General features: G+C 45.1%; 18 protein-coding genes. 9 read left to right on the forward strand and 9 right to left on the reverse strand.

Annotated elements, in window-relative coordinates; genetic code table 11:
* Nucleotides 1–8 precede the first annotated feature (8 nt).
* The 8 genes from ITG12_RS09285 to ITG12_RS09320 all read right to left on the reverse strand — a co-directional run bounded on the left by ITG12_RS09285 (nt 9) and on the right by ITG12_RS09320 (nt 10,869).
* Nucleotides 9–1,889, reverse strand: a complete 1,881-nt coding sequence (locus ITG12_RS09285; protein WP_038878292.1) for a diguanylate cyclase — start codon at nt 1,887–1,889, stop codon at nt 9–11.
* Nucleotides 1,890–2,020: 131 nt separating this feature from the next.
* Nucleotides 2,021–2,515 (reverse strand): acetolactate synthase small subunit, encoded by a 495-nt coding sequence (gene ilvN, locus ITG12_RS09290; RefSeq protein WP_009843336.1) that lies wholly within the window; start codon nt 2,513–2,515, stop codon nt 2,021–2,023.
* Between the two features lies 1 nt (nt 2,516).
* Entirely contained in the window at nt 2,517–4,241 is a 1,725-nt protein-coding gene (locus ITG12_RS09295) for an acetolactate synthase 3 large subunit (protein ID WP_038878295.1), read from the reverse strand.
* A gap of 448 nt (nt 4,242–4,689) precedes the next feature.
* Complete coding sequence (locus ITG12_RS09300; protein WP_038878299.1) at nt 4,690–6,498, reverse strand: long-chain fatty acid--CoA ligase; 1,809 nt, start codon at nt 6,496–6,498, stop codon at nt 4,690–4,692.
* 293 nt (nt 6,499–6,791) lie between these two features.
* Nucleotides 6,792–7,757, reverse strand: coding sequence for a LysR family transcriptional regulator CalR (gene calR / locus ITG12_RS09305; protein WP_038866143.1), 966 nt, complete (start codon nt 7,755–7,757; stop codon nt 6,792–6,794).
* Nucleotides 7,758–8,287: 530 nt separating this feature from the next.
* Nucleotides 8,288–9,334 (reverse strand): MJ1255/VC2487 family glycosyltransferase, encoded by a 1,047-nt coding sequence (locus tag ITG12_RS09310; protein ID WP_038878302.1) that lies wholly within the window; start codon nt 9,332–9,334, stop codon nt 8,288–8,290.
* Between the two features lie 3 nt (nt 9,335–9,337).
* The gene (locus tag ITG12_RS09315; protein ID WP_038866139.1) at nt 9,338–9,886 is read right to left on the reverse strand and encodes a phosphatase PAP2 family protein; all 549 of its coding nucleotides are present in this window, start codon (nt 9,884–9,886) and stop codon (nt 9,338–9,340) included.
* A gap of 191 nt (nt 9,887–10,077) precedes the next feature.
* On the reverse strand, nt 10,078–10,869 hold the full coding sequence (locus ITG12_RS09320) for an SH3 domain-containing protein (RefSeq protein WP_038878304.1): 792 nt from the start codon (nt 10,867–10,869) through the stop codon (nt 10,078–10,080).
* A 1,000-nt stretch (nt 10,870–11,869) separates the two neighbouring features.
* Here ITG12_RS09320 and leuA point away from each other — a divergent pair.
* From leuA to ITG12_RS09345, 5 genes are all read left to right on the forward strand, one after another.
* Nucleotides 11,870–13,417, forward strand: coding sequence for a 2-isopropylmalate synthase (gene leuA, locus ITG12_RS09325; RefSeq protein WP_010445640.1), 1,548 nt, complete (start codon nt 11,870–11,872; stop codon nt 13,415–13,417).
* 94 nt (nt 13,418–13,511) lie between these two features.
* Nucleotides 13,512–14,603, forward strand: coding sequence for a 3-isopropylmalate dehydrogenase (gene leuB / locus ITG12_RS09330; RefSeq protein ID WP_005430431.1), 1,092 nt, complete (start codon nt 13,512–13,514; stop codon nt 14,601–14,603).
* Between the two features lie 185 nt (nt 14,604–14,788).
* Entirely contained in the window at nt 14,789–16,189 is a 1,401-nt protein-coding gene (gene leuC / locus ITG12_RS09335) for a 3-isopropylmalate dehydratase large subunit (RefSeq protein WP_038866134.1), read from the forward strand.
* 16 nt (nt 16,190–16,205) lie between these two features.
* Nucleotides 16,206–16,808 (forward strand): 3-isopropylmalate dehydratase small subunit, encoded by a 603-nt coding sequence (gene leuD / locus ITG12_RS09340; RefSeq protein WP_038878308.1) that lies wholly within the window; start codon nt 16,206–16,208, stop codon nt 16,806–16,808.
* 135 nt (nt 16,809–16,943) lie between these two features.
* On the forward strand, nt 16,944–17,726 hold the full coding sequence (locus ITG12_RS09345; protein ID WP_038878310.1) for a DUF547 domain-containing protein: 783 nt from the start codon (nt 16,944–16,946) through the stop codon (nt 17,724–17,726).
* 144 nt (nt 17,727–17,870) lie between these two features.
* Here ITG12_RS09345 and djlA read toward each other — a convergent pair whose 3' ends face one another.
* The gene (gene djlA, locus ITG12_RS09350; protein ID WP_038866131.1) at nt 17,871–18,725 is read right to left on the reverse strand and encodes a co-chaperone DjlA; all 855 of its coding nucleotides are present in this window, start codon (nt 18,723–18,725) and stop codon (nt 17,871–17,873) included.
* A 269-nt stretch (nt 18,726–18,994) separates the two neighbouring features.
* Between djlA and lptD the strand changes: the two genes are divergently transcribed.
* The 4 genes from lptD to rsmA all read left to right on the forward strand — a co-directional run bounded on the left by lptD (nt 18,995) and on the right by rsmA (nt 24,483).
* Complete coding sequence (gene lptD, locus ITG12_RS09355; RefSeq protein WP_038866130.1) at nt 18,995–21,340, forward strand: LPS assembly protein LptD; 2,346 nt, start codon at nt 18,995–18,997, stop codon at nt 21,338–21,340.
* Between the two features lie 62 nt (nt 21,341–21,402).
* The gene (gene surA / locus ITG12_RS09360; protein WP_038878312.1) at nt 21,403–22,686 is read left to right on the forward strand and encodes a peptidylprolyl isomerase SurA; all 1,284 of its coding nucleotides are present in this window, start codon (nt 21,403–21,405) and stop codon (nt 22,684–22,686) included.
* On the forward strand, nt 22,676–23,674 hold the full coding sequence (gene pdxA / locus ITG12_RS09365; RefSeq protein WP_038866128.1) for a 4-hydroxythreonine-4-phosphate dehydrogenase PdxA: 999 nt from the start codon (nt 22,676–22,678) through the stop codon (nt 23,672–23,674). Before surA ends, pdxA begins: the two co-directional genes overlap by 11 nt.
* Nucleotides 23,671–24,483, forward strand: coding sequence for a 16S rRNA (adenine(1518)-N(6)/adenine(1519)-N(6))-dimethyltransferase RsmA (rsmA, locus tag ITG12_RS09370; RefSeq protein WP_038866127.1), 813 nt, complete (start codon nt 23,671–23,673; stop codon nt 24,481–24,483). The genes pdxA and rsmA overlap by 4 nt, the downstream gene beginning before the upstream one ends.
* The last annotated feature ends 62 nt before the right edge of the window (nt 24,484–24,545 follow it).

The following is a 24,545-nucleotide window of genomic DNA, read 5'->3' on the forward strand; positions in this document are numbered from 1 at the left end:
GACGTAGGTTACGCTATGTCATCAAAGCTGTGGCAAATCGAGACTCGATTACGCCCTGCACTTTTCGATTCATACAAAGCAATATCAGCACACTTATAAGTGCGAGTGCGATCCGCGGTTAAATCACTGTAGCCGACACTCACCGTCACCGACTGTTCTGAATTCTGTTCTACCGCAACTCGCAATCGGTTCAATACCACTTCCGCCTCTTGTGTCGAAGTATGAGGCATGATCACCGCAAACTCTTCACCACCAACACGGGCGACAAAATCGGTATTTCTAACGCCTTCTTGTAACGTCTCCGCGACACTAAGAATCACTTTGTCACCCTCATCATGACCGAGTTCATCATTGATGCGCTTAAAGTGGTCGATATCAAACAACGCCAAACAAGTTGTGGGGGTATCAGGATAACGCTCAAACATATTGGCATGCTGCGTCAATTGTTCTTCAAACTTCCTACGGTTCCAAAGACTGGTTAAACCGTCTTTTTCACTCAAGTTACGTAATTTTTCTTCCAACAATTTTCGTTCAGAAATATCCACCAACGACGTAATGTAGTAACTGACTTTTCCTGATTTGGCCATGATAGCTTGGATACGCATGATGGCAGTAAATACATGGTTGAGCTTCGTTCGACAACGAACTTCCCCCTCCCAAACATGTTCCACACCCAACTTACTCCAAATCGAAAGGATGTTTTCAATGTCTTCCGGCAAGAAAATCAGATTATGAGCGTTCCACCCTCGCAATCGATTTGATGAGTAGCCCATCATGTTCTCAAACTCTTGGTTCACCATCATGATGCGATGTGAGGTGTCTGAAATCATCACAGCGGTCATGCCATCCAACGCGGCACGTGCCAACTTGGATTCGATACTATGCCGGCGGTAATGGAGTGCCAACGTGGTAATCGGCAAAGCGAACACCAGCATCAAACTGAGGACAAATAAGGCTTCTTGGGCTAAGTCATCAATATCTCTTTCTGCTCGTTCAAGCAATTGTTCTTGAGAAAGATCGATGATCAGATGCAATGGCTCACCAGGGACAAACTCAATGGTGTTGAACGCAATGAGGTGTTTACCGTCATACCCAAAACCCATTTTTTCTGAGCCCATATTTTGCCAAATGTCTGGGTGCATTAGGCCAAAATTAAAGCGATCACGATCTGGAATGATGTCGCCATACAATTTATCACTGTGTAAGCTCGCGACATAAAAACCGGGCTGGTTAATCAGTTCGATGTTGAAATCTCGAACCGGTGAATAGTTCAATCGGGAGGAGAGGTATTGAACGTCGATATTTAATACCAAGTACCCTTCTCGTACCCCATTCATCGCGACAGGCATCATGATTCGAACTGATGGTCGATATGGGAGAATCAAGTCACCATTTTCTTTTTCTAATTCAATACCCCAAGACCCAATTTGATCGTCTTTAAGGTTTTGCGCATAAAGAAAATATTCTCGTTCGGACTTGTCTTGAAGCTTACGAGCAGGGGCCGCAGTACGAGTTTTGAAGTCGTAATTAATACGGACATTCTCTCGACCAGCAAGGTTTAAAAAGCGGATCTGCGTGTACCACTTTTGGTTTACTGCAACTGAACTCCACACCTCTTCTAGAATCGCTAAATTTTTGGGATTAGGGTGTCGTAAATAGTCATAAAGACTTTGACTGTGACCGAGCAGGTCGCTAATGGAGGATATTTGGTCCTGAACGTTATTGTATTCACGTTCAGAATAGGCCAATTGATGAAGTGCTTCCTTGGCCGTATTTTCTACATTATTAGCCAACAAGCTTTGATATTTTTGATAATAATAGGTAGAGATTAACGCGCTAAAAAATAGCGTTGTCGCCAACAAAGAGCCGACTAACCTTCTGACTTTCACGCGTACTACTACCCATTTTGTTTACGAAACCATCAATTATATCATCAGTTGTTATTTTCTAAACAAAAAGCCATCGATTTCACGATGGCTTATCACAAATACCCAATGACTTGGATAGAAGGTTTCAGTTATTAAGGCTTAAGACAGCGCTCTCCGCGAGCAACCCCAACCACACCACTTCGTGCTACCTCTACCACTTCAGTCACTTCTGAAATAGCTTGAATGAACGCATCCAACTTCTCACTGGTTCCCGCCAACTGAACGGTGTATTGAGAAGCGGTCACATCAACAATCTGCCCACGGAAGATGTCAGCCGTGCGTTTCACTTCTGCTCTCGCAAAGCCGCTCGCTTTCACTTTCACCATCATCAGCTCACGCTCAATGTGTTCAAACTCTGTCACCTCTTGAACTTTAAGCACATCAATAAGCTTATGCAGTTGTTTCTGAATCTGCTCTAATTGCATCTCATCAGAGTTGGTCGTGATGTTCAAACGCGACAAGGTTTCATCATCGGTTGGAGATACGTTCAACGATTCAATGTTGTAACCACGCTGAGAAAACAGACCGACAACGCGAGACAATGCACCAGGTTGGTTTTCCATTAACAAAGAAATAATGTGTCTCATATTACGTTCTCTCCGTTTTGCTTAGCCACATTTTGTCCATACCCTCGCCTTTAATCTGCATTGGGTATACGTGCTCGGTTTCATCTACGTTGATGTCGACAAACACCAAACGATCTTTCATATCCAACGCTTTTTGTAGACCCGCTTCAAGTTGATCTGGCGTTTCAATACGGATACCGACATGGCCATAAGCTTCTGCAATTGCAGCAAAATCAGGAACAGAACTCATGTACGAGTTAGAGTGACGACCTTGGTAAATAATGTCTTGCCATTGTTTTACCATGCCTAAGAATCGGTTATTTAGGTTGATGATCTTCACTGGAATGTCGTATTGCATTGCCGTCGACAATTCTTGAATGTTCATCTGGATACTGCCATCACCAGTGACAACCACCACTTCTTCTTCTGGCATCGCGAATTTCACACCCATACCAGCAGGCAAGCCGAAGCCCATCGTGCCAAGGCCGCCAGAATTTATCCAACGACGCGGCTTATTAAATGGGTAGTACAACGCGGCAAACATTTGGTGCTGACCTACATCCGATGCCACGTAAGCATCACCATTGGTGAGCTTGTGGAGCGTTTCAATCACTTGTTGCGGTTTAATGCGTTCCGGAGAGGTCTCATATGCTAGGCAATCACGTTCACGCCATACTTGGATGTCTTCCCACCACTTCGCGATGGCTTGCGCATCATTACTGCTGTTTTGCTCATTCAGCAAGCCAACCATGGTCGCTAGTACCTTATCGGCAGAACCTACGATAGGCAGATCCACTTTGACGTTTTTCGAAATCGAAGACGGGTCAATATCGATGTGCATGATCTTCGCGTTAGGACAGTACTTTTCTAAGTTATTCGTCGTACGATCATCGAAGCGCACACCAATACCAAAGATTAAGTCGGCTTCATGCATCGCCATATTGGCTTCATAAGTACCGTGCATACCTAACATTCCCAACGAGTTCTTATGCGTCCCAGGGAAGGCACCTAAACCCATCAGGGTGCTAACAACGGGCAGATTCAATTCATCGGATAAGGTTTGAATGTGCTCATGCGCACCGGAAATCACCGCACCGCCACCAATATAAAGAACCGGTTTCTTCGCCTCTACTAGAGCTTTAAGCGCTTTTTTGATCTGGCCCTTATGGCCTGAGGTCGTTGGTTTGTATGAACGCATCGAGATGTTTTCAGGATACTCGTAAGGAAGCTTGATTTGCGGATTCAAAATATCCTTCGGCAAATCAATCACAACCGGACCAGGTCGGCCAGTTGTCGAGATATAAAACGCTTTTTTGATCGTCTCAGGAATGTCTTCTGCCTTTTTAACCAAGAAGCTGTGTTTTACGACAGGGCGAGATACACCCACAATGTCACACTCTTGGAAGGCGTCATTACCGATAAGATTATTCGGCACGTTACCTGAAATAACGATCATTGGGATCGAGTCCATGTACGCTGTAGCAATACCCGTGATGGTATTGGTTGCACCAGGACCCGAACATACTAGCACTACGCCCGGTTTACCGGTTGCGCGAGCATAACCATCGGCCATGTGAGTCGCAGCTTGCTCGTGTCGTACTAATACGTGTTTAATTTGGTCGGTTTTTGCGTGCAGTGCATCGTAGATATCCAGAACGGATCCACCAGGGTAACCAAAGATTTGCTCTACGCTCTCTTCGATCAGAGATTGCACTACCATCTCTGCGCCTGACAACATTGCTGTCATAATTGCTCTCCTTACCAGTTTTCCTCTCCGTAAGGCCAACGGATTGGGCTGGTTTTACATAGTCTAGGTCTTATTCGTAGCCTAATAGAAATACTTCCACTTTTTCAGCTATGTCCTGCGCTTGTCATAACAAAACGCAAGGTAACACAACAAATGTAACGTTTTATTATCAACGGGTCTAATGAGAGTTGAGTCAAAATTTAAACAAGATGCTATAAATCAGAACAAAACTAGGATTAGGCACTAACCAATAAACACAAATTGGAATCAAGACCATGCTCAAGGCGGAAATAAAGTGAATAATTTCACCAAAAATCACCAAAAAGAACAATTTCTCCTTCAAGAAGGGGATTAATAAGTGTGAAATACGGGCACAAAAAAATCCCCAACGGCATAATCAAGCCAGCTGGGGATTTTTTCATCAATCTGAAATCTAAGTCAGCTTAAGTTACTTTTTATCTGACTTTTCGTTGTACATTTCTTCAATTTCATCTTGGTATTTATCGTTAATCACTTTACGACGCAATTTCTGAGTCGGTGTTAATTCACCTTCATCCATCGAGAAAGCTTTTGGTAACAGTTTGAATTTCTTAACTTGCTCAAACTTCGCTAGCTCTTTTTGTAGGTCGTTTACGCGCTTCTCTAACATTTCTACCACTTGGTGGTGTTTGATCAACTCAACGCGGTCGTGATATTTGATGTTCAGTTCTTTTGCGTACTCTTCTAGCGAGTCGTAACACGGTACGATCAGCGCAGATACAAACTTACGTGTATCGGCAATCACAGCAATCTGCTCAATAAAGTGGTCTTTACCGATCGCACCTTCAACAACCTGAGGCGCAATGTACTTACCATTTGAGGTCTTCATCAGCTCTTTAATACGGTCAGTAATGAACAAGTTGCCATTTTCATCAATGTAACCTGCATCGCCCGTTTTCAAGAAACCATGTTCGTCGAAAGTCTTCTCGGTTTCTTCTGGCATTTTGTAGTAACCACGCATCACCATTGGACCACGCACTAAGATCTCGTTGTTTTCACCGATCTTAACTTGTGCGCCAGGCATTGCCATACCGATAGAGTCAGGACTAAAGCATTGGTCATCCCAACAAGAAACTGTTGCTGTTGTTTCTGTCATGCCGTAGCCAAGCTTTACGTTGATACCGATTGCGTGAAAGAAGCGACCAATCGTCTCATCCAACTTCGCACCGCCACATGGCATGAAGTTGATGCGGCCACCCAGCAATGCACGTAGCTTACTCAGAACCAGTTTATCCGCCAGAGCGTAGGACTTACGCAGCATCAACGATGGCTTGCGATTTTCTTGATGACATGCCGCCATCTTCGCGCCCATGTTAACTGCCCACGTGAACATCACTTTACGGTGGATTGGAGCACGGGATACTTTCTCATGGATAGCAGAGAAAATTTTCTCATAGAAACGAGGTACCGCACTCATAACGGTAGGGCGCACTTCGCTTAGTGCATCACGCACTTGCATGGTGTCTTGTAGGTAGCAGTTAGTCGCGCCTTTGTAGAGCACATAGAACGTCCAAGCTCGCTCAAATACATGTGATAGCGGAAGGAAACACAAAGACACATCATCTTCCGTCAAACTTAAACGCTCATCGTGGCCTTCAAGCTGAGCCGAAATGTTAGCGTAATCCAACATTACGCCTTTTGGCTGTCCCGTGGTACCAGAGGTATAAATCAATGTAAGAAGATCTTCTTCTTGCGCCTGCTCTAAACGAGAAGTTAATTCGCTCTGATGACTATCGTCACCTTTAGCGATGAAATCATCCCACGTCATTGCAAACGTATGTTCGCCAAGTTCAATGTCATTCGACATCGCAACAATCAGTTCTAGCTGCTGACATTCGCCAAAGATGCTGACGGCTGCGTCAAATTGAGGCTGCTCACCGACAAACAGTACTTTTACGTCTGCATTGTCGATGATGTAAGCAGACTGCGCAGCTGTGTTGGTTGGGTAGATAGGTACGGTTACGCCACGCAATTGCAGCGCTGCAAAATCAGCGATGGTCCATTGCGGCATATTGTTCGAGAAGATACCGATCTTATCTTGAACGCCCAATCCTTGAGCCAAAAGTGCAAGTGACAAAGCATCTACTTGCTGCCCAAACTGCTCCCAAGTAATACCCTGCCATGCATCACCCACTTTATGTTTGAGTGCAACACGAGTACCACCTTTCGCAATTTGTTCACGAATACGTTTAACGATATGAAAATCTAACTTGGCCATTCTCTACATTACCTTTTGGCTTACAGGCGTAAGCTATTTGAGCGCACAAGTGTAACCTCGACGCCTAAAAACGCAACTGACCATTATCAAACTTATCATTATTAAGAGAGCACTATCACTAATGAGAGCATAGCAGGTCTTTAACTGTTGAAGGTTTAATCAACTTAAGTCGCTGTTTCGGTTATTAATTAGCAGAAATAAAAAGACCCCGAGAGACAGAGTACTCTCGGGGCCAAGGAATTGTAAAAATTGATGATTACAAATCCAGTCTGACCAGTTAGTCAGACGATAAATTAAGCTTGTTTAAGCGCAACCACTTCACCACAAGTGATCATTAGCTGGTCGCGTAGCCAGATGTGGCCTTTGTCTTTCTCGCTTGATTCATGCCAGCTTAGGTAACCGCTGATTTCTTTGTTTTCAAACGGGAAATCTAGGATTTGTAGTTGATCGCTGTTTACTGCGTTTTCAGCCATCCAACGTGGTGCAATCGTAACAAGTTCAGATTGGCTTACTACGTATAGCAGGTTGCTTAGGCTTGAACCTTCGTACGCAGCTTGGCAGTCAAGCTCACGGTACGCTTGCTCAGAGAAACTACGTTGACCATGTACACGTGAAAGTTTCGCGTGTTTTTCGTTGATCAGTTGCTCAGCGGATACGCCACCTTGAATACGAGGGTGCGTCTTAGATGCAATCACAACTAACTCATCTTTGAAGATTTCAGTGCTTGAGAAACCTTGGTCATCGAAACGTGCGTAGTCGATGACGAAGTCGATTTCTTGGTAGCGCATGCGTTCAGATAGAAGACGATCAAATTCCGCATCTAGGTGAAGCTGTACGCTTGGCGCTTGCTCGTTGACGTTCGCCATAATGCGAGGTGCAAAACGCATGTCACATGGGCTACAAATCGCTAGCTTAAATAGACGAGTTGAAGACTCTGGCTGGAATACTGAGCTTGGTAGTTCATTACGGATAAGTTGCAGTGCTTGGCGGATTGGACCAAACAGTTGACGGGCACGTTGAGTCGGCTGAATACCGCGACCCTGACGCATAAATAGCTCATCGTTGAACATCACTTTTAGACGTGCAACCGCATTACTTACTGCTGGTTGTGACATGCCTAGGTTGTGCGCTGCACGAGTAATGTTTTGCTCTTGCATCACAGCATCAAATACGGTCAATAGGTTTAAATCTACACCACGCAATGTGCTTTCCATACGGTAGCTAGCAATTGCGCTCATCGCGTCTTTTTTATCTAACATTGAGTGCGCCTCTTTGTAATCGTCAATTTGGTTCAATGAATTCTTAACGAATAGAATCTCTGTGCGCACAAACAACCGTGGCTGGATTCAGATCATTTTCAGGAATAGAACACCGAATTTGTATTATATTTATCGTCCGGATATTTCCGGCTTGAACTGTACTATCAACTAATCAATCAAGGTTTCGCAACTAGATTGATATTTAATCATTAAATTTTAGCCAATTAGGTATTTAACCTTTAATTATCATAACCTTAAGAAAAACATAAAAAAGTATAAAACGACTAAATCAGAGATTTCTGACAACCTATTTAGCACGTTAATGACATTCTACAAGGCTCACACAACTCATTTGCCCAGCTTATTCTTTGCAGTTCACTTCAAAAACCAGCGTCAATACTTTGGTTCACAAAGTGCACAAATCAGTTAAAGAGGCAGCAAAATCACAGTGAATAGAAATGATATTGAGGGCATAAAAATTCAGCAGCTTCGCAAAGAAACTGCTGTTATTGAAAAGACAAATGAATGGGTTATATATTGGAGACGTAGCTAGGAAAATCAACTTGCTCCCACAGCTCTTCAGAGAGCTTCTCTGGTGTGTCCCACGCACCTTGCAAGACCCATGATGCGATGGCTTTCGCTACATCTGGGTATTTGACGCTTTCAGCTTGCTGCTCTTTCAACCACTGACGAACAATTGAAATATCCAGACTCTCCATCGATGTAGCTAGCCCAAGATCTTCTAACGTTGCAACATTGCTCTGCTGTTCAAATTGTCCAGCGAGTGGCTTGAGCAAAAGTTTTTTGCCCAATGACAACGCCTCCGATGGCAATTCAAACCCACCATTGGCAATCACACCACTGCAACGTTGAAGGTGATGCTGGAAGTTGGTGTGGCACAGCGGTCTCAGCTCGATATTCTCAATCCGCTCACACTCAATCACGTTAGGGTGATAGCAAACAAACGTCTGTTGGTTAAAATGAAACAGCAAATCACTGATGTCTTCTATCGATTCGAATGGCAAATACACTAAAACAAAGTCGTCGTTATCCATGGTGTTTTCTAACGTATGCACAATCGGAGGTAATATCGGTTGGTCGAAATGATACCAATGCAACCCTAAATGATGCTGCGAAGGAGCGAAATGCTCAATGACAGACTTATCGAACCAACTCGCGCCTTTCAGTGGTACTGGATAACGAAACGCATTTTGGTGACTGATGCCAATGCATGGTTTGTTTTGCTTACGAGCCGCCCAAGCTGAAACAGGCTCAAAATCATTGATAACCAAGTCATAGCGAGACAAATCCAGTTGCTGAACTTCTTTGAAAAACTGAATCAGATTGTTGCTCAATGCCGTTTTGGCGTAATTTACCGAGCCTTTCTCTGTGATAAAAGTAAAACCTCGACACGTCTGATAATCACCGAACGCTTCCATCGAGAAATATTTCTCAGGCTCACGACCTGAAAATAGAAAATCAACCTGAACTTCATGCGCTTTAAATGCCTCACTCATCGCTCTCGCTCGAGCAATGTGACCATTTCCCGTTCCTTGAACACCGTACAGGATTTTCATTCATTAGCCTCCTACTATGGCCAAAGCAATAGAACCACAAAGGCCGCCTAACAAAGCGCCAATGATGATGTCAGTGAAAAAATGCACCCCGAGCAAAACGCGCGACGTGCCAATTAAGCTCGCCCACACAAAGGCGAAAGTTCCAAGCTCTGGGTAAAAATGATTGATGATGGTCGCCATCACAAAACCAGCAGCCGTGTGTCCAGAAGGTAAGCTGTAGCGATCTGAAGGGGTAATAAAAGCAGGAAGCATTGCGCTCAGTTCTTCGGGCCGACGTCGTTTAAAGCTGTTCTTTAACGTCCAATAAATCGGGAGTTCGATAGCAAATGCAATCAGACCAGCGAGTAAAAACCACTGCCCTTGCTGTTGATCTAAAAACCAGGCTAATAAGCCAAGCACAACATAAAGGTGCCCATCTCCGCTGTGTGAGACCCCTTTACTGATGTTGGCGACCTGTTGATTAAAACGGTGCTGTAAGCACACACTAGAAAACGCCAAATCGAACTTAGCGATAGTGGCGATTGGCTGTGAAATTGTCTCTAAAGCTCGCATGTTACTTCCCTTTACTTTGACAATACCTTTGTATGAAAAGTAGGTGCTGAAAGTGACAGCTACATGACGAGAATTTGGACAATTGATGACAAATGATGTTTCAGAGAGAGAGGGGAAAAGCCTGAAGAGGCATAGGCTTCAGTGACACAATATTGGTATCACTGAAGATTCAAAATGGTAGGCGTTGCGAATTACGATCGATCCGAGCTCTCAGCTGGCGCATCGATATACCAGATTTTTCTCTGCTTGCGACAGGCTCGAAGCGAGCCTGTGGTGATATTGCCATTTTTGGTCAGTTCGTAACTGAGATCACGACAGGTGTAACTACCGAACAACTCGTTATCTTTTGGCTTATCTACCGATGAAGTTTCTTCACTTAACAGAGGGTTAGGTTTGATAGAAAGAATATCGCGATTCACGACATTGCTGCGAGCATAGTCTTTATGGACATAACCTCTGATCAGGCCTTTTTGTTCAACCAACAACCAAGGTTCTCCTTCCACTTTGGCAATCGCGTTAAACACTTCACCTTTTGTTAGCTCCCCCAACTTCTCTCCATCTAAGCTAGGATTAGATCGCAAGTTAAGTGTGGTTTTCGAACGATAAGAGACATCCATAAACTCTAACGTTTTTGATGTGTCCACACCCTCAACGACGGGACGGCTGACTTCAGCCTCTTTCCATTGATTTGGCTGAACACGAATCTTCCACCATGTGTAAGTGTCCGGGTCTTTACCTTTAAACTTATCGCGGTTATCTGATTCCAATGCCACCAGCATTTGATTTAAAAAGGACTCGCGTCCATCTTCACTTAAATACTGATCCATTTGATGATTAATCACCATGACACTTTGGGCATGATCATTTCTCATCACAGAAGAAGCCGTTGCTTCAGCCGATCCAAACTGAAGCAGCTGACAGCCAGACAGAGAAAGTACCGCTATCGCCAGTGTCGAACGTCCGAGTTGTTTCGCGAAATCCATCAATCCTCAACCTATTTGCTTGTAAAATCCATCCATGCAACCGCTCTACTATAAAACGCTCTAATGGAATTAGGCTAATCAATTAACCCCTTTGTGTGATAGCTCGCAAAGCGTGCGGTATAAAACTTCTCTCTCTATTACTCTTCTCATGATTAAGACTTGCTCGAATACAATTTTCCACGCACTAATAAGTGTGCAAAAAAAAAGCGGCTACCAAAGTAACCGCTTTTCGACTCGTTAATGGTTGGTTGAAGTTCGACTCCAAACCTCCGTAGACCAAGTATTGTTGCTTCTCTCTCTTTGGACAATACCTTTGCTATCATAACTATCGATTTGTCGCTGCCATACTGAGTGGAAGGATAGTGGATAAAGAACCAAAGCACTACTGATCGCCAATGCAACTCGGGATTTATAAAACATAACTCACCATCCTTGATTAATTTGCCCTCCATTTTAAATATCTCTCCGCCAGTCGTAATGCATTCACCTAACTAATAACAAGAACTCGATCGAAAAGAACTAAGAAATATTACGTAACTAAAACTCAGTAAAACAAACGGTTACATTTAGTATCAAAGCGCAATAAACACCTGCATTTAAAGCTATTATGAGACTAAAAAGTCGCACCCTCTGAGCAAAATAAAAACGATTCACGCTGCGAATAGCCGCCAACGCTTGAGTCCTCCTAAAAGCCATTAACAGAAATCCACTCATCCGATATGAATAAAAAATCGACTTTAGGGTTGACGTGTTCCATTGAGTGCGGTACTAATTTGTTAACTTAATTTTGTGGAATGCTTAACAACTATGTCAGCACGTTTTTCTATCCTGCTTAGCCTCCTCCTGATCGTGACCAATTCGCGCGGGTAGGCTGTGGAAGAAAAATAACCACACCAATTTCTAAGAAACCCGCATGCAAATGCGGGTTTTTTTATATCTAAATACCGGAAGTAAACGATTAAATTGCACGAAAAGTGCAGAAATCATGAAGGAAGCAAACATGAACGATCAGGTCATTATATTCGACACCACATTGCGTGATGGCGAACAAGCGTTGTCAGCAAGCTTGACGGTTAAAGAAAAACTGCAGATTGCCTATGCGCTGGAAAGGCTAGGCGTTGATGTTATCGAAGCGGGTTTTCCTGTTTCTTCTCCGGGTGATTTCGAATCCGTACAAACCATTGCAAAACACATCAAAAACAGCCGAGTTTGTGCCCTTTCGCGTGCCGTTGCGAAAGATATCGATGCTGCTGCTGAAGCGCTAAAAGTCGCGGACGCATTTCGAATCCACACTTTCATCTCAACTTCGACTGTTCACGTTCAAGACAAACTACGCCGTAGCTACGACGATGTTGTAGAAATGGGCGTAAAAGCCGTAAAACATGCGCGTAACTACACCGATGACGTTGAGTTTTCTTGCGAAGACGCAGGTCGTACGCCAATCGACAACCTGTGCCGCATGGTTGAAGCAGCCATCGATGCTGGCGCAAGCACCATCAACATCCCAGACACCGTTGGCTACACTGTACCAAGTGAGTTTGGTGGCATCATTGAAACTCTATTCAACCGTGTACCAAACATCGACAAAGCGATCATCTCTGTTCACTGTCACGATGACTTGGGCATGTCGGTTGCTAACTCTATCGCCGCTGTTCAAGCGGGTGCTCGCCAAGTAGAAGGCACCATTAACGGTATCGGTGAGCGTGCGGGTAACTGTTCTCTTGAAGAAATCGCGATGATCCTAAAAACCCGCCAAGAATTCATGGGTGTGCATACGGGTCTAAAACACGACGAAATCCACCGAACCAGTAAGTTGGTGAGTCAACTATGTAACATGCCAATCCAGAGCAACAAAGCAATCGTTGGTGCTAACGCATTCAGCCACTCTTCCGGTATTCACCAAGATGGCATGCTAAAGAACAAAAACACTTACGAGATCATGACGCCTGAGTCGATTGGCCTTAAGAACCAAGCATTGAACCTAACCAGTCGCAGTGGCCGTGCTGCGGTTAAGAGCCACATGGACGCGATGGGCTACAAAGAAGAAGAGTACAACCTAGATGCGTTGTACGAAGACTTCTTGAAGCTTGCTGACCGCAAAGGTCAGGTGTTCGACTACGATCTAGAAGCACTAATGCACTTCTCGAACTTGCGTGAAGAAGACGACTTCTACAAGTTGAACTACCTAAGCGTGCAATCTGGCAGCGTAATGGCAACCACCAGCGTCAAAATGCAATGTGGCGATGAAGAAATGTGTGAAGCGGCCGTCGGTAATGGCCCAGTTGATGCGCTATACCAATGTATCTACCGCGTGACAGGTTACGAGATCGTCCTAGACAAGTTCGACCTAACGGCAAAAGGCGAAGGTGAAGACGGTCTTGGTCAAGCAGACATTATCGCTAACTACAAAGGCCGTAAGTACCACGGTACTGGCGTTTCTACCGATATCGTAGAAGCATCTGGCCAAGCGCTATTACACGTTATCAACAGCATTCATCGTGCCGATAAGATTGAAGAGATGAAGCAAAAGAGAATTGCGACGGTTTAATCATTAATTCAAGGAGCTTGAGTCCCGCACCGCAGGCTCCAACCAAATTCGTTTTAGACAAGCTCAAAAAATTTAGAAAATTTAAAGGATTAGCATGACAGACAAATCATACAAAATTGCCGTTTTACCAGGCGACGGCATCGGCCCAGAAGTAATGGCGCAAGCACATAAAGTGTTGGATGCAATCGAAAAGAAGCACGGCATTGCGTTTGAGCGTGACGAGCACGATGTAGGTGGTATCGCGATCGATAATCACGGTTGCCCACTTCCAGAAAGCACAGTAAAAGCGTGTGAAGAGTCTGATGCAGTCCTATTCGGCTCAGTTGGCGGTCCTAAGTGGGAACACTTGCCACCAAATGACCAACCTGAACGCGGTGCCCTACTACCACTACGCAAGCACTTCCAACTGTTCTGTAACCTACGCCCAGCGCAAATTCACTCAGGTCTTGAAGCTTTCTCACCACTGCGTGCAGACATCTCCGGTCGTGGTTTTGATATCGTTGTTGTTCGTGAACTGACGGGCGGCATCTACTTCGGCCAACCAAAAGGTCGTGAAGGTGAAGGTCCAACAGAGAAAGCGTTCGACACTGAGGTGTACCACCGCTACGAAATCGAACGTATTGCAAAAATCGCTTTTGAGTCTGCTCGTCTACGTCGCAAGAAAGTGTGCTCAATCGACAAAGCGAACGTTCTACAAAGCTCAATCCTATGGCGTGAAGTGGTCGAAGAAATCGCAAAAGACTACCCAGATGTTGAGCTGTCACACATGTACATTGATAACGCAACCATGCAGCTTATCAAAGACCCAGCACAGTTCGACGTAATGCTATGTTCAAACATCTTCGGCGACATCATTTCTGATGAGTGCGCGATGATCACTGGCTCTATGGGTATGTTGCCATCAGCGAGCCTAAACGAAAGCAAATTCGGTCTGTACGAGCCAGCAGGCGGCAGTGCGCCAGATATCGCAGGTAAGAACATCGCTAACCCAGTGGCACAAATCCTATCTGCTGCACTGATGCTGCGTTACAGCCTAGGTGAAGAAACGGCGGCACAAGACATCGAAACGGCCGTTTCAAAAGCACTATCAGCGGGTGAGCTAACGGGTGACCTTGCTGGTGACAACCCAGCACTTTCGACGTCTGAGATGGGCGATAAAATCGCTGAGTACATCTTAAACTCTTAATACAACACAGATTCATAATAAATACTAAATCCTCGGTCAACCAATGGCTTTCCTCTAAGTCATTGGTGCAATAGCAAGGCAGCAAGCCCATTTATCTTAAGGCGTTTAGTTCGCTAAATAACTGGATAAATGGGTGTCGCTAACGCAGTTATTGCGGCAAAGGCAACGAGGAAAGGAAGCAAACAATGGGCAAAACACTATACGAAAAAGTCTACGACGCACACGTTGCCGTCGCAGCAGAAGGGGAAAACCCAATCTTGTACATCGACCGTCACTTGGTACATGAAGTGACGTCTCCGCAAGCATTTGACGGCTTGCGTGAAAAAGGTCGCAAAGTGCGTCAGGTCAGCAAAACTTTTGCCACCATGGACCACAACGTTTCGACAACCACCAAAGACATCAACGCATCCGGTGAGATGGCTCGTATCCAGATGGAAACGCTATCGAAAAACTGTGAAGAGTTTGGCGTTACGCTTTACGACATCAACCACAAATACCAAGGCATTGTGCACGTCATGGGCCCAGAGCTTGGTATTACCCTGCCGGGCATGACCATTGTTTGTGGCGACTCGCACACTGCTACACACGGTGCATTCGGCTCTCTCGCTTTTGGTATTGGTACATCTGAAGTTGAGCACGTATTAGCAACTCAAACGCTAAAACAAGCCCGCGCTAAAACGATGAAGATTGAAGTGAGAGGCAAAGTAACTCCTGGTATCACCGCTAAAGACATCGTACTTGCGATCATCGGTGAAACCACAGCTGCTGGCGGAACAGGCTACGTGGTTGAATTCTGCGGTGAAGCGATCACAGACCTTTCAATGGAAGGCCGTATGACCGTGTGTAACATGGCGATTGAGCTAGGTGCTAAAGCCGGTCTAATTGCGCCAGATGAAACCACATTCGAGTACATCAAAGGCCGCAAATTCTCACCTCAAGGTGCCGATTTTGATGCAGCAGTAGAATACTGGAAGACATTGAAAACGGACGATGATGCCCAGTTTGATGCAGTTGTGACGCTAAACGCAGCAGACATTAAGCCACAAGTCACTTGGGGAACTAACCCAGGCCAAGTGATCGCGGTAGATCAACCGATCCCAGCACCAGAAAGCTTTACCGACCCAGTAGAGAAAGCTTCTGCTGAAAAAGCATTGGCATACATGGGCCTAGAAGCAGGCAAAGCACTTTCTGATTACAACGTCGATAAAGTCTTCGTTGGCTCTTGCACCAACTCTCGCATTGAAGACATGCGCGCAGCCGCAGAAGTGGCGAAAGGTCGCAAAGTCGCGTCTCACGTTCAAGCGCTAATCGTTCCTGGCTCTGAGCAAGTAAAAGCGCAAGCAGAAGCGGAAGGCTTGGACGTTATCTTTAAAGAAGCGGGCTTTGAGTGGCGCCTACCGGGTTGTTCGATGTGTCTAGCAATGAACAACGACCGTTTGGGACCTCATGAGCGCTGTGCGTCTACTTCAAACCGTAACTTTGAAGGTCGCCAAGGCCGTGATGGCCGTACCCACTTGGTTAGCCCTGCGATGGCAGCGGCAGCGGCAATTGCTGGTCACTTTGTTGATATTCGTGAGTTGGATTAGGTTAAGGAGAGAACAGATGTCAGGTTTTAAACAACACACAGGCTTAGTTGTTCCTCTAGATGCAGCGAACGTAGATACTGATGCCATCATTCCAAAGCAATTCCTACAAAAGGTCTCTCGCCTAGGGTTTGGTAAGCACCTATTCCATGACTGGCGATTCCTAGATGATGCTGGCGAACAACCGAACCCAGAGTTCGTGATGAACGCTCCGCGCTACCAAGGCGCATCTATCCTGCTAGCTCGTGAAAACTTCGGCTGTGGTTCATCTCGTGAACACGCACCGTGGGCACTAGCGGATTACGGCATCAAAGCGATGATCGCACCAAGCTTTGCCGATATTTTTTACGGTAACTCGATCAACAACCAAATGGTGCCAGTTCGTTTGACTGAGCAAGAAGTGGATGAGATCTTCCAGTTTGTTGAGGCTAACGAAGGTGCAAAAGTGGAAGTGGACCTAGAAGCGAATGTGGTTCGTGCCAACGGCAAAGAATATGGTTTTGAAATCGATTCGTTCCGTCGTCACTGCTTACTAAACGGTTTGGACAACATTGGCTTAACCCTTCAACACGAAGATAAGATTGCCGAGTACGAAGCGAAGATCCCGAGCTTCTTAAGCTAATTAAAATCGCAATTTAAACAAATAAAAGGTTGGCTTATGCCAGCCTTTTTTCTTTTATTTTCATTGCCTCAAGAAAGAAACTTCGCCTTATGCAGGTCTACAATATCAATAAGGTTTTAACCCAAAGGTATCTCTATGAAGCGTCTGTTATTGCTCTTGTGTGCTCTCGTTTCTTTCTCAACATTTTCCGCACCTAAATCGGATTTGTGGCCGTATTGGAAACAATCGAATCAAGCTAGCCAAACCAAGATTTCTCATCAAGAGTGGCAACAACTGCTTGATAGTTATTTAGTTAAGCAAGGTGAGAATACTTTGTTTCGCTATAGCAAAGTCACGACCTTCGACAAAGCGAAGTTAAAGCAGTACATCCAAAGGCTCGCAAAACTCGACCCTCTACAGTACAACCAAGCGGAGCAATACGCCTACTGGGTAAACCTTTACAACGCCATCACTGTCGACTTAATCCTAGATAACTATCCTGTCGAGTCGATTACCAAACTTGGTGGGCTATTTAGCTTTGGCCCTTGGGGGGATGATGTGGTCGTGGTCAATGGGAAGGATCTGACTTTAAACGATATTGAGCATCGTATTTTGCGCCCGATTTGGAATGACCCAAGAACCCATTACGCGGTTAACTGTGCCAGCTTAGGATGCCCTAACCTGCAGCCTCATGCATTCACCGCTGAAAACACACAAGCTCTACTGGATAGTGCCGCTAAAACATTTATCAACAGCAGCAAAGGCGTATCTATCCAAGGTAACACGGCACAGCTGTCTTCTATTTATGATTGGTTTGCAACGGACTTTGGTGGAGAAAAACAAATCTTCAAACACATTGCAAAGTACGCACCGCAATACAAAAACTTCTCTGGCAAAGTGAAATACGAATACGATTGGACCTTAAATCAAGCTAACTAAAGAAGTTACTGATAGGCTAATACGCTTTGGGCTTCCCATAACCGAAAAGCAAAAGGACACCAGTAAACCAAACGCTGAGTATAAGAACGAGAAAAGGGCACTGAGTGCCCTTTTTGTTTTTGAAGCTTGATAGAAAACGTCCGACTACTTAAAACCTTTCACTTTCTTTATCAGATCGTAAGCATTTTGAATTTCTTGCGATTTTTCTTTTGCGACGTTCATCATCTCAGGTGGTAAGCCCTTCGCCATCAACTTATCTGGGTGATGCTCATTCATCAACTTGCGGTAAGCACGCTTCACCGTTTTACTGTCCGCATCTGAGTTAACATCCAAAATCTTGTAGGCATCAGCCAACTGATCCGCTTGTGAAGCTTGTTGCCAACCAGCTGATTGGTATTGTCCCTGCTGCTGGCCATGGAAACCACCTTGGCTTTGAAAACGAAACGCGGCTTCTTGCATGTGCAGGCGACGCTCTAATTGCTCTGAAGAGAAACCTAAACCGCGGGCAATTTTATGCAGGACATTACGTTCACTCGGATGAATCGAGCCATCAGCAAACGCAGCAGAGATCTGAAGCTCCAAGAAAAATTGCAATAAATCAAAACGCCCTGCTGAAGAGATTTTCACGCGAACCAATACATCTTCAAGCGGAAAATCACTCTCTTTACCATCACGGAACGCTTCTTGTGCCGCACGACGTTGCTCGCCATGTAAACTCATACGGTCCATCATCGCAGACGCTAGTTGAATCTCTTCTTTGGTGACTTGACCTTTGGCTTTAGCCACATGTCCCATAACTGCGAATGCAGCTTTAAAAAATTCTTCCTGACGTTGTGCCTGGCTAGGACCTTTACCAAAGCCCCCCGTCGAAAAACCCGCTTGGCTTAAACGACGTGCTTTATCGAATTGATGACCGATAAATAGACCAAACAATAAACCGAATGGGCCACCGAGTAACAACCCAAAAAAGGCACCCAAGATTTTGCCAAAAATATGCATTATGTGTTCTCTATCAATGAATTTTTATCGACGACGGCGGTCTTATAGTGCCGGACGCAACGATTTCCTTTATGATAATGGAATTAGTTTTATTACGGTCAGGCTATTTCGCCTGCTTATCTTTGCAGCTATTTTATATTGGCATTATGCCACAGCGAATCCATGCTCTGGGATAATTGCAAACTATAGTTGATTCATTTGGCTATATAGCGAGGGTACAACAAGCCCTATAGCCATCGAGTAGTAGTGACACAGGAAAGTTCAATTCAATGCAACATTTCTCCCGCACATGTTTAGCGGCCTCTATCAGCACCGCCTTGTTTGTACCCACCACTCAAGCTGAAGCGAATATCCATGATAGTGTGCAGGAAATGCCCACCACAGATCAATGTTTGGTCGAGACAAGTGGTGAGGAGGACGCGCTTAATTCCCCAGTGGTTGTTCAAGCTGATAGTCTACAAGCCATCAATGGCGATAAGGCTCAGTACTCTGGCAACGTAGAAGTTACGCAAGGTCCAAAGAAAATCACCGCCGATAGCGTAACGCTTCATCAACAAGATAACGTGGTCGTGGCAGAAGGCAATGTAACCTTCAATGACGGTCAGGTTAAAGCACGTTCAGATCGTGTTACCAACGACATCAATCAAGATACGTTTTCGCTTGAAAACACCAACTACCAGTTCTTGTGCCAACAAGGTCGCGGTACCGCTGCGTACATCGCCCGTACTGGTCAGTCAGTGTATGAACTTGAAGATGGTTCGATTACCTCTTGTCCTCAAGGTGACAACTCTTGGCGCTTAGTGGCTTCGGGCATCGATGTTGATCAAGATGAAGAGACGGCAACGTTACATCACCCACGTTTTGAGATCATGGACGTGCCTGTTTTCTACGTGCCGTACATGACGATGCCAATTGGTGACACGCGTAAAACGGGCTTCCTATTCCCATCCATGTCATACGGCTCTAGCGACGGTATGGAAGTTGAACTTCCTTTCTACTGGAATATCGCGCCGCAATACGACATGACACTTACTCCGCTCTACATGCAGAAACGTGGCACCAAGCTTGACTCTGATTTCCGTTACCTAACCGAAGGTTGGGGTGAAGGTGAAATCAAAGGCGAGTACATGAGCAGCGACAAACGCTACGAGGACGAATCTCGTTGGGGTTACCAATTCAAACACGATGGCATCATCAACAAACAGTGGGTGGTCAGTGTTGATTACTCAAAAGTGAGTGACATCGACTACTTCCGTGACCTGGATTCTGACATTGGTAACCGAGAAGACGGCCAATTGCTTCAAGAAGGCGAAGTACAGTACCGTTCAGACTTCTGGGACGCCTCTTTGTCTGTCCGAGATTTCCAGATACTTTTGAAAGAAGAAAACCAACCGTACCGTCTATTGCCGCAGCTGGACTTGAACTACTACACCCCACTTTTGGGTAACTACGTCAACTTTGACGTGAAGAGCCAGATCAGCCGTTTTGACACTGACGATACAGCGAAGCCTGACGCGACTCGTGTGCACGTAGAGCCAGGCCTCACGATTCCTCTATCAAACTCTTGGGCGACATGGACCACAGAAGCTCGCGTATTATCGACCTACTACTCCCAAGATCTGAGTGGCTTAACAGACACCGATCTAAGAAATCAACTCGATGAGACCGTATCGCGTGTTATTCCAGAATTCCGCACACATGCTCAGATGTACTTGGAGCGTGATACCAGCTGGATAGAAGGCTACACACAAACATTGGAACCACAGCTTCAGTATTTGTATGTACCAGATGAAGACCAAACTAACATCTACAACTACGATACGACGTTACTGCAAACTGACTACTACGGTCTATTCCGCAGTCGTAAATACAGTGGTATCGATAAAATCGCGTCAGCAAACCAGTTAAGCTACGGTGCAAGTACGCGTTTCTTTGATGATGATTACAAAGAACGTCTTAACGTTTCGTTTGGTCAGATCTACTACTTCGATAAGAAAACCAAGATCAGCAATAATCCGAGCCTACCGGATGAGACCTCAAACTACTCATCATGGGCGGTTGAAACTGATTTCAACTACAACGATTACTTGTTCTATCACGGTGGTATCCAGTATGACATCGACCTGAGCTCGATGCAGTTAGCGAACAGCACTCTGGAATACCAATTTAACGGTGGCTTCATTCAAGGTAACTACCGTTACGTTACTCGTGAATACATTGAAGATACGATCATTCTCGAAAACCTCGACACAATCACTCGTAAAGGTATTTCACAAGCAGGTATCGTAGCCGCGTATGAATTCAACCCGAGTTGGTCGGCAAGCGGCCAGTACTACTACGACTTAAACGAAAACATCGATATGGAATGGCTTGCCAGCCTCCGCTACCAATCAGATTGTTGGTACTTCGGTCTAACTTACTCAAACCAATTATTGGGCTGGGATGACAAAGCAATCGGAAGCGACGGTGCTTCTCCGGAATACGAAAACAACATCAGCGTTAACTTCGGTATTCAAGGCTTTGCTACCAATCAACGTGCGATTACCGCAGAAAAAGAACTTGATGGTTCGGACAACGCGATCAAATACGGTCGTCCATTCTATTTGAACAATTAATCGAATTGAGCGTCTTAACTACTAGTAAGACGCTCAACTCTATAATACTGACGGAATTTTAAATGAAAATTTGGAAATCAATCATCTTCACAACCCTATTTTCTTTAGGTGTTAATGCTGCACCTGTAGAGCTTGATCAGGTTGCTGTTATCGTCAACGACGGTGTGATTTTACAAAGCGACATCAACACTGCAATGAAAACACTTCAAGCTAATGCTCGTCAGAGCGGTAAGAGCTTACCTTCAGCAAGCGTGTTGAAAGACCAAGTGGTTGAGAAACTGATCATTGATACGCTTCAAGGTCAAGAGGCTGAACGTATCGGCGTACGAATTGATGACAACCGCTTGAATCAAGCGATTGCAGAAATCGCTCGTAACAACAACCAAAGCGTTGAGCAACTTGCCGCCTCTGTCCAAGCTGAAGGGTTAAGCTACTCTGAATTCCGCGAACAAATTCGTAAAGAGATCGCCGCGTCTGAAGCTCGTAATGCGCTTGTACGTCGTCGTATCAACATTCTCCCAGCGGAAGTCGATAGCCTAGCAGAACAACTTTCAACAGAAACCAACGCAACCGTTCAATACAAAATCGGTCATATCCAATTGCGTTTCTCTGACGATAAAGACAAGTCAGAAGTCGAAGCAGAAGCGAATGCATTAGTGAAAAAATTGAAAGATGGTGCGGATTTCTCGCAAATGGCCTACACCTACTCAAAAGGTCCAAAAGCCTTGCAAGGTGGTGACTGGGGTTGGATGCGTAAAGAAGAAATGCCAACTATCTTCGCAGACCAAATCAAAATGCAAAACAAAGGCAGCATCATTGGTCCATTCCGCAGCGGTATTGGCTTCCACATCCTAAAAGTAGAAGATGTAAAAGGCCTAGAAACAGTCGCGGTCACAGAAGTCAATGCTCGACATATTCTGATCAAACCGACCGTTATCCTAAGCGATGATGGTGCGAAGAAGCAGCTAAATGAATTCATTCGTCGCATTAAAGCGGGTGAAGCAACCTTTGCTCAATTGGCAACACAATACAGCCAAGATCCAGGTTCTGCAGCACAAGACGGTGAACTGGGCTACCAAACACCAGACCTATACGTACCAGAATTTAAACACCAAGTTGAAACATTGCCTGTAGGCTCAATCAGTGAACCATTCAAAACTGTACACGGCTGGCACATTGTTGAAGTTTTAGACCGTCGTCAAGTTGACCGCACTGACTCAGCAATGAAAAACAAAGCCTACCGCATTCTTTTCAACCGTAAGTTTAACGAAGAAGCAGGCGCATGGATGCAAGAACTACGAGCAAGCGCGTTTGTTGAAATCGTGGATAACAATGATGGCAACTAATTCGATTCGAAGAATCGTCGTAACCGCAGGGGAACCTGCGGGGATCGGCCCTGATTTGGTGCTGGCCTTATCAAAGGAAGACTGGGCGCACCAAATCGTCGTTTGTGCAGACAAGAATGTCTTAGCAGAAAGAGCTAAACAGCTCGGCATAGACGTTCAACTGTTTGATTACAATCCAGAAGAAGCACCAAAAGCGCAACAAGCTGGCACATTAATCGTAGACCACATTGAAATCGCTGAAACCGCGGTTGCAGGTCAACTTAATGAAGCCAACGGCCACTACGTATTAAAAACGTTAGAAAGAGCCGCTTTGGGCTGTATGAATGATGAATTTGATGCTATTGTCACCGGCCCTGTACATAAGGGGGTGATAAATCGCTCAGGTGTTGCATTCAGTGGTCACACTGAATTCTTTGCTGAAAAGTCCAATACACCATTGGTCGTGATGATGTTAGCGACTGAAGGACTGCGAGTGGCACTCGTCACCACGCATATTCCTCTGGCTTACGTATCAAAAGCCGTTACGGAAGAGCGATTAGAAAAAATCATCGATATTCTTCATAAAGATCTTGTAGAAAAATTTGCCATCTCGCAACCAAACATCTATGTTTGCGGGCTAAATCCACATGCGGGAGAAGATGGCTGTTTAGGTCGCGAAGAGATCGAAACCATCACTCCGACATTGGAAAAGATTCGACAAGAAAAAGGAATCAATCTGATTGGCCCTTTGCCGGCAGATACCATTTTCAATGAAAAGTATTTAAACGATGCTGATGCTGTTTTAGGTATGTACCACGATCAAGTGTTGCCTGTATTAAAATACAAAGGCTTTGGTCGTTCAGTAAACATTACACTTGGTCTACCATTTATAAGAACCTCGGTGGATCACGGTACTGCATTAGAACTGGCAGGGACAGGTCAAGCGGATACAGGGAGCTTCCGAACAGCGCTCACGCATGCGATAGAATTGGTAGAGAAGAAACAATGAGAAATGATGTCCATTTAGGACACAAAGCGCGTAAACGTTTTGGTCAAAACTTCCTGAACGATCCATACATTATTGACGGTATCGTATCATCAATTAACCCAAGACCTGGCCAAAACCTTGTTGAGATCGGTCCAGGCCTTGGTGCAATTACAGAACCTGTGGGTCGCGAAGTCGACAAGTTCACGGTTATTGAACTCGACCGAGATCTAGCAGAACGTCTACGCAACCATCCAGAATTAGCTGACAAACTGACTATTCATGAAGGCGATGCTATGCGCTTTGACTTCACGCAGTTAGTGAAGCCAAACAACAAGCTACGTATCTTCGGTAACTTGCCATACAACATCTCGACACCATTGATGTTCCACCTATTTGAATTCCATAAAGACATTCAAGACATGCACTTTATGCTTCAAAAAGAAGTGGTAAACCGTTTAGCCGCAGGTCCAGGCAGCAAGGCTTACGGCCGCCTAACGGTAATGGCTCAGTACTACTGTAAAGTTGTACCTGTTCTAGAAGTACCACCAACAGCGTTTGTACCGCCACCGAAAGTTGATTCAGCAGTCGTACGCTTAGTGCCTTACGAAGTCCTTCCGCACCCTGCGAAAGATTTGCGTTTGTTGGAGCGCGTATGTCGCGAAGGCTTTAACCAGCGTCGTAAGACCGTTCGTAACTGCTACAAGTCGCTATTGAGTACAGAAGTATTGGAAGAGTTGGGCGTAAACCCAAGTATGCGTCCAGAAAACCTAACGCTACAACAGTTTGTCGCCATGGCGAACTGGCTTGCGGATAATCCGCAGCACCAATAACTCAAACGATGAGCCAAACCCTTCGCGGTTTGGCTTATTATTATTGAGATAATCCGTTTTTC

The organism is Vibrio sp. ED002 (genome assembly GCF_023277445.1).
GTDB lineage: Bacteria > Pseudomonadota > Gammaproteobacteria > Enterobacterales > Vibrionaceae > Vibrio > Vibrio jasicida.